This is a genomic window from Aestuariivirga sp. (genome assembly GCF_044239095.1).
In the GTDB taxonomy this organism is placed as follows: Bacteria; Pseudomonadota; Alphaproteobacteria; order Rhizobiales; family Aestuariivirgaceae; genus Aestuariivirga.
On the sequence record NZ_JBIICB010000245.1, the window covers coordinates 1 to 6,601 of the forward strand.

A 6,601-nucleotide genomic window follows, 5' to 3' on the forward strand; every position below is an offset into this window, starting at 1 on the left:
GCGGCGGGAGCGAAGGCCAGTCCATGGCGTGACAGCGCCGCGCCATGCTCGCGCAGGAAGGGCGAGCCCGCGAAGAGACTGAGGTTCATCGCGGCCACGTCATGGCGGAAGCCGGGCAGCGTCAGCTCACGCGTCTTGACGGCACCGCCTGCCTCATCCTTTGCCTCGAATACCCCGACCTTCCAGCCATGCCGGGCAAGATGCACCGCCGTGGCAAGGCCATTGTGGCCCGCCCCAACAATCACCGCATCGAAAGACGACTCCACCGCCATCAAGGTGCCGCGCGCCGACGCTAGCGCGCCAGCCGGACAGCGCGAAGTCTTGCGCCGCCGGCCGCAGGCGCGAGGCAAAGCGCTACCAGCGGCAGTTGCCGCATGGACCTGCTGGCTGGCCCACTTATGGCGGATGTCACAGATTGCGTCTTCGAAGCCAAGGCAACCTCCCAGTTTCGATCCTGCGTGAAGGCTTGCGCACTTCCGCTAAAAAAATGTCTTGTGAGTGCAATGATGCGCGTGATCGCGCTGTTCAGCAACAGCTTATCTCACTTTACGTGGCACCTCAGGCAGCGCATGTCCCGAAATCCGCAGCAGAAGTTCGTGCGGCTGCTGACGGTGACGGCTTTGCCCGCATCCATCTTCTTCAGCGTCTCCGCAACCACCAGCGGCGCGATCATCGGGTGTGATCAGGTTGAGGAGCGCCATTCTGCCGGAGGGGTGGTTCCGGCGATGCCGATCAGTTGTGAGATCTCGCCTGCGAGTGCCGCACGAAGATCCGCGAAGGCTGCATCCGGCGCGAGGGTGCTCACCGCGCCGAAGCTTTCAGGCGCGAAGGGAAAGCCCAAGATGGCGTAAGCCGTGGCCACGGCATGGCGTGCCGGGGCAGAGGGGTGGACGGAAATCACCGCGCCCATGTGATAGCCGCGCCGGCCGATGCGCTGGGCAACGCCTGCGAGCTTGAGGGTTCCTCCCGCATTCACGCTGTAGTCGCCGGGGCAATATTCGCCCGGCACCTGACCGACCCGCGCATCAACGCGGAAGCCCTTCAATGCGGTGGCGATGGCAGCTGAGAACATGGCGAAGCGCTGCGTCACGCTGTTGCGCGGTTCCTGATGGGGGGCGATGAGGTCGATCACCAGTGCGTTTCTGTCATAGACCGCAAGCTGCCCGCCCGCGCGCCGCTCCGCAGGGGTGAAGCCGAGGTGTTGCATGGCGGCCGCTGCCTCCGCATAGGCGGGAAGCGCCGTATCACGCGGCGCGAAGGCCGCGGTGGCCTGTGGCCGGTAAAGGCGCAGGCTGCCGGGGCCTTGGCCATCCATGGCGGAGAGAATGGCGGACACGCGCGCGATGTCATCCGCGGCGGAAGCGGCAGACAGGAGGTCCTGCCCATCGCCATCATCGAGCAGGACGGGTCCGCCGAAGGCCTGCATCAGGCCAGCTCGCGCGCCTTTCCGGCACAGCCATAAAGCTTCATTTTCTCGATGGTGGCGGCCACCATGCGCTTGCGGCCCTCGGCCATCGCCTCCTCGAGCTGGCGGTCGCCCGTGGCGAAGACAGCCTCGAGGCCAGCGCGGAAGGCGTGGCGGAGATCGGTGTCGGCGTTGAACTTGTTCACACCCGCGGCCCGGGCCGCAAGCACTTCATCCTCCGGAATGCCGGATGCGCCGTGCAGCACCAGCGGTATGCCCGTGGCATCACGCAGTTCCTTGGTGCGGCCGATGGCGAGGGGCTCGGGCTTCAGGCCGGGAATGACGCCGTGCACGATGCCAACCGAGATCGCCAGCGTATCAACACCGGTTTCGGCGACGAAGCGCTGGGCTTCGCCGACATCGGTGTAGTAGTCGGGCCAGTGCACGCTTTCGCCCACATCCGGAATCTTGCCAAGCTCGGCTTCGACGGGAATGCCGAAGTCATGCGCGATCTCCACGATGCGGCGCGTGGTCTTGATGTTTTCCTCGAAGGGCAGGTGCGCGCCATCATACATGATGGAGTTGAAGCCCAGGCGGATGGCCTCGATGCATTCATCCCAGGAGCCGTGGTCAAGATGGATCACGAAATGCGCGCTGGACTCTTCTGCGATGCGCTTCGTCATCTCGAAGGCCTTGCGCACCCCCATATGCGGGATGATCGCCCGGCCCACCTGCAGAAACACCGGCGCGTCTGCCTGTTCGGCGGCCCAGACGAGGGCTTCGGTTGTTTCCACATTGTGCATGTTGAAGGCCCCGATGGCAAAATTGCCCGCTCGGGCGCCTTCGATGAGCTTCCTCGGATTGGTCCATGGCATGTGATGAGTTCCTATCGTTTTATTCGGTGACGATGACGGCGACGACGGAGCGGACCTCGGCGGTCTCTCCTTCCTTCACGATGATCTCGTTCAGGCGGCCAGCACCTGGTGATTCCAGCGTGTCGGTCGACTTTTCCGACTCGATCTCCGCCAGCGGCTCATCTTCCTTCACCAGATCGCCAATGGCCTTGTGCCACTTGATGATCTTGCCTTCGCTCATTCCCATGCCCCATTGCGGGAGGAGTACCTTGATGCGTGCCATTGTCTCTTGCTTTCTCTCCTGACATTCCGGGTTCAGGCCGCGCGCCGGCGGCTCTCCATCGCCCTTTTCACGGCGGCGATGGTCTTGGCGGCATCGGGATAGAGCTGCTTCTCGATCGCCGGGCTGAAGGGAATCTGCGTATCGGGTGTCGTCACGCGCATGATCGGCGCCTTCAGGCAGTCGAAGGCTTTTTCCGCCACGATGGCCGAGATCTCGGCGGCCGCACTGCAGGTCGTGTGCGCGGGATCGACGATGACGAGGCGGCCGGTCTTCGCCACCGAAGTGAGGATCGCCTCGGAATCGAGCGGCACCATGGTGCGCGGGTCGATCACTTCGGCCGATATGCCCTCCGCCTCGAGCTTCTGTGCCGCCTGAAGGGCTGCGTGGACGCCGGTCGAGATGCCGACGATGGTGACGTCAGTTCCCTGCCGGTGCGTGCGGGCCACGCCGAAGGGAATCTTGAACTCGCCATCCTCAACCTCTTCCTTGAGGCCCCAGAGGATGCAGGCCTCGAAGGAGAGCACGGGATCATCCATGTCGACGGCGGTGCGCAGCAGGCCCTTCGCATCGGTGGGCGTTGCCGGCACCATGATCTTGAGGCCCGGCACATTCATGAACATGGGGTAGGGCCGGTCCGAATGATGCGCGCCCGTGTTGAGGCCGAAGAACATGGCCGAGCGGAACACAACCGGCAGAGAGGCCTGGCCGCCGAACATGTAGCGGTTCTTCGCCACCTGGTTCACGAACTGGTCCATCGCCATGTAGAGGAAGCTCGAATAGGAGAGATCGACGATGGGCCGCAGGCCCGTCATGGCGGCACCGGCGGCGGCACCCACCATCACCTCCTCCGAGATCGGCGTGTTGCGGATGCGGCTTGCGCCGAACATCTGCAGGAAGTCGCCCTTGTCGGCGCGCGACTTGCCGCCGCCCATGGTGCCGTAGACATTTGCCTCGACATCCTCACCCATGATGATCACGCGCGGATCCGCCTCCATGGCTTCGCGCTGTGCGGCGCCGATGGCGCCCAGATAGCTCATGACAGTCATTGGTTCACTCCGAAGGGTTCGGTGTAGAGGTCTTTGAAGGCAATGTGTGGCTCGGGAAACGGGCTGTCTGCCGCGAACTGGTAGGCGGCCTCGACCTCTGCCGTGACCTCCGCCTCGATCGCGTCGAGGACGGCCTCACCGGCAATGCCTTGCGCGATGAGATGGGCGCGGAACAGCTTGATCGGGTCCCGCTTCATCCACGCCTCGCGCTCGGCCGGGTTGCGGTAGTCGGTGCCGAGACGCAGGCCCTCTGAATGCTCGTTGAAGCGATAGGTGACGACCTCGACGAGGCTCGGTCCATGGCCGGTGCGCGCGCGGTCCACCGCCGTCTTCACCGCGGCATGGACCTTGAGCACGTCCTGACCGTCCTCGACGCGGACGCCCGGCATGTCGAAGCCCGGTGCACGTTCGGCGATGACGCCTGCCGTCACCGTGTGTGCTGGTGTTGAGAGGGCATATTGGTTGTTCTCGCACAGGAAGACGATGGGAAGCTTCCAGACGGAGGACAGGTTCATCGCCTCGTAGAGGCAGCCCTGGTTGGCTGCGCCATCGCCGAAGAAGGCGAGCGAGACGCGGCCCGTGCCCAGCACCTTGGCTGACAGGGCGGCACCCGTTGCAATGGGGATCGAGGAGCCAACGATGCCGGATTCCCCCAAGCTTCCCACCTTGAAGTCAGCAAGATGCATGGAGCCGCCCTTGCCGCCGCAGACGCCCCCAGCCTTCCCCGTGAGCTCCGCCATGAGCGGGCCCAGGGCTGCGCCCTTGCCAATCGGGTGGCCGTGGCTCCTGTGGTTGCCGGTCATGTAGTCTCCCTCCGCCAGCGCCATGCAGGCGCCAACCACCTGCGCCTCCTGGCCGATCGAGGTGTGGACCGTTCCGGGAATTTCGCCGCGCTTCACCATCTTGGAGGCGCGCTCGTCGAAGAGACGGATACGGAGCATCCGCTTCTGCATTTCAAGCAGAAGGTCGTTGGGTTGTGTCATGACTTAACCTTTCACTTGCTTTGCCGCCGCTGGCCTTGACAGCAGCATCTTGGCGCTTTCCGCATCGGTCACCAGAACGTCGATCCATTCACCGGCGAGTGCTGCGGCGAGCGCTTCATGCTTGGCCTTGCCGCCGGCAACCGCGATCCGCCGGCCTGCATCGCGTAACTGATCCAGCGAAATGCCGATGACGAGATCATCGAGCGGTGTTGGCACAGGCTTGCCCCGCCGGTCGATGAAGCGCTGGTGGAGCTGGCCCACAGCACCTGCCTTGCGCACCTCGGCCAGCTGTTCGGCGGTGAAGAAATTGTCGCTCTCTTCCAGCGGCCCGTGGAAGTCCGCGGGGCCGATCCCCACGAAGACGATGTCGACTTCGTTGAGAAGAGTGAGTGCCTTCTGGACATGCGCATCAGCAAGCGTGCCCTCGCGAAGTGCCGCGCTGCGCATCACGCCGGGCGCACGCAGGAAAACGGCTTCCGCCCGAAAGGCCCGGGCCATCTGCAATGTCGCGACATCGGCCTCGTGCTGCAGCATGGGCGAACCCAGATCGCCGAGCGTTTCGACGACGGAGCGGATTGCGCTGCGCGTGCCCGGCTCGATGCAGCGTGCCATTTCCCGCAGCGTGGTGCTCCAGGAGGTGAAGCCGAGGACGGGCCCGCCTTCAAAGGCGCTGGAGAGGCAGCGCGCCGCGGCAGCGCCGAGGATCTGCGCGATACCCTCCTCGGTGGGATCGATGTCGACCACATAGGCGGCATCGAGGCCATAGGCCTCGATAAGTCCTTCCTCGAGATCAGGATAGAGGCCTTCCGGCGGCACCACGATGGAGCGGATGATGCCCTGCTCTTCCGCCATGCGGAGAAGGCGCGAGACACCGGCCTGGGAGATGCCCATTTTCTCCGCGATCTCGGTCTGGCGCGCGCCCTGGATGAGGTGGAGGCGCGCCGCCCTGGTCATCTGCCGCAATTGCTCGATATCGGCCGCGGCGTAACGCCGTGCCAGCGCCGTGCTGGCCTGCCGCTTCATGACAGCGCCCCGGAGCCAAGCCGGAAGGTGGCTCTGAGGCCCGGATAGATGCTGCGATAGGCCGCTAAGATATCTGCATAGCGGTGATGGATGGCGAGGTCGGGCTCGAAGATCCTGTCGATGCCGGTCATGGCATCGGCCGCAGTGCGGAGATCGGCGTGGAACCCGAGGGCTGCTGCCACATGGATGCCAGCACCCAGCGCCGTGCTTTCCTGTTCGCGCACCACCTTTACCGAGCGGCCGAGAACGTCGGCGATGATCTGGCACCAGAGCGGGCTGCGTGAGCCGCCGCCCAGCATCAGGATCTCCTCGATCGCGGTCCCCGTGGCGGCTTCAACGCCTGTGGTGAGGAAGCACTGCTCGAGGGCGATGCCTTCCAGTACGGCGCGGTACATGTGCGCCTTGCCGTGAAGGCCGGACAGCCCCACGAACGCGCCGCGCGCGTGGCCGTCCCAGTAGGGCGTCATGGCGCCTGTCCAGTAGGGCAGGCAGAGAAGCCCACCGGCGCCTGGGGGAATTGTGGCTGCCGCCTCCTCTAGAATCTGTTCGGGGGATTTGCCGGGCACGTCCTGCGGCACGCCGATCTGGGTGGTGAACCACACGACATTCTGCGTGCCGCCGCCGATGAAGGTTTCGAGAATGTAGCTGCCGGGCACTGGCCCGCCCATGGTGCGATAGGCCGTGTCGTAGCTGTAGCGGTCGGCATGGACGCCGGAGACGGTGCCGGTTCCGAGATTGAGATAGGCGCGGCCGGGCCTGGTGACATTGCAGCCCAGCCCCGCCGACTGACCATCCCCCGCGCCGACGGCCACGGGCAGCCCGGCAGGCAGGCCCAGACTCTGGGCAACGGACGGGAGGAGCCCGCCCGCAATGGCGCCCGGCGGCAGCAGCCTGCTGACCTTGGCGCGCGACAGCCCCGCCATCTCGAGGAGACCGTCATCATAATCGAAACGCTCGAGATCAACCAGGCCGAGCGGGTCCGCGCAGGACCAGGAGGTGGCCCATTC

9 protein-coding genes are annotated in these 6,601 nt (G+C 65.0%); all 9 read right to left on the minus strand.

Going from position 1 to position 6,601, the window contains the following annotated elements:
• Positions 1 to 272 (minus strand): FAD-dependent oxidoreductase (locus ACILRA_RS17940; protein WP_395663433.1); only part of this gene is annotated, 272 nt, incomplete at its 3' end.
• Positions 273 to 541: 269 nt separating this feature from the next.
• Positions 542 to 673 carry a hypothetical protein gene (locus ACILRA_RS17945; RefSeq protein WP_395663434.1) on the minus strand — a complete coding sequence of 44 codons (132 nt, stop codon included), beginning with the start codon at positions 671 to 673 and terminating at the stop codon, positions 542 to 544.
• A gap of 9 nt (positions 674 to 682) precedes the next feature.
• A complete protein-coding gene (locus ACILRA_RS17950; RefSeq protein ID WP_395663435.1) occupies positions 683 to 1,426 on the minus strand; it encodes a lipoyl protein ligase domain-containing protein in 744 nt (247 codons plus the stop codon).
• Positions 1,426 to 2,280: a ketose-bisphosphate aldolase gene (locus tag ACILRA_RS17955; RefSeq protein ID WP_395663436.1), complete on the minus strand. Its 855-nt coding sequence runs from the start codon at positions 2,278 to 2,280 to the stop codon at positions 1,426 to 1,428. Before ACILRA_RS17955 ends, ACILRA_RS17950 begins: the two co-directional genes overlap by 1 nt.
• Before the next feature lie 19 nt (positions 2,281 to 2,299).
• Positions 2,300 to 2,542: a lipoyl domain-containing protein gene (locus tag ACILRA_RS17960; RefSeq protein ID WP_395663437.1), complete on the minus strand. Its 243-nt coding sequence runs from the start codon at positions 2,540 to 2,542 to the stop codon at positions 2,300 to 2,302.
• 32 nt (positions 2,543 to 2,574) lie between these two features.
• Positions 2,575 to 3,588 (minus strand): alpha-ketoacid dehydrogenase subunit beta, encoded by a 1,014-nt coding sequence (locus ACILRA_RS17965; protein WP_395663438.1) that lies wholly within the window; start codon positions 3,586 to 3,588, stop codon positions 2,575 to 2,577.
• A complete protein-coding gene (locus ACILRA_RS17970) occupies positions 3,585 to 4,571 on the minus strand; it encodes a thiamine pyrophosphate-dependent dehydrogenase E1 component subunit alpha (protein WP_395663439.1) in 987 nt (328 codons plus the stop codon). Before ACILRA_RS17970 ends, ACILRA_RS17965 begins: the two co-directional genes overlap by 4 nt.
• Positions 4,572 to 4,574: 3 nt before the next feature.
• Positions 4,575 to 5,594, minus strand: a complete 1,020-nt coding sequence (locus tag ACILRA_RS17975; protein WP_395663440.1) for a sugar-binding transcriptional regulator — start codon at positions 5,592 to 5,594, stop codon at positions 4,575 to 4,577.
• Positions 5,591 to 6,601, minus strand: a 1,011-nt coding sequence (locus ACILRA_RS17980; protein WP_395663441.1) for an FGGY-family carbohydrate kinase, incomplete at its 5' end; no start/stop codon positions are given. The genes ACILRA_RS17980 and ACILRA_RS17975, both read right to left, overlap by 4 nt.

Coding starts and splice junctions, on each gene's coding strand:
- ACILRA_RS17945 (WP_395663434.1), bottom strand. CDS start 673: ATGATCGCGCCGCTGGTGGTTGCGGAGACGCTGAAGAAGATGGATGCG.
- ACILRA_RS17950 (WP_395663435.1), bottom strand. CDS start 1,426: ATGCAGGCCTTCGGCGGACCCGTCCTGCTCGATGATGGCGATGGGCAG.
- ACILRA_RS17955 (WP_395663436.1), bottom strand. CDS start 2,280: ATGCCATGGACCAATCCGAGGAAGCTCATCGAAGGCGCCCGAGCGGGC.
- ACILRA_RS17960 (WP_395663437.1), bottom strand. CDS start 2,542: ATGGCACGCATCAAGGTACTCCTCCCGCAATGGGGCATGGGAATGAGC.
- ACILRA_RS17965 (WP_395663438.1), bottom strand. CDS start 3,588: ATGACTGTCATGAGCTATCTGGGCGCCATCGGCGCCGCACAGCGCGAA.
- ACILRA_RS17970 (WP_395663439.1), bottom strand. CDS start 4,571: ATGACACAACCCAACGACCTTCTGCTTGAAATGCAGAAGCGGATGCTC.
- ACILRA_RS17975 (WP_395663440.1), bottom strand. CDS start 5,594: ATGAAGCGGCAGGCCAGCACGGCGCTGGCACGGCGTTACGCCGCGGCC.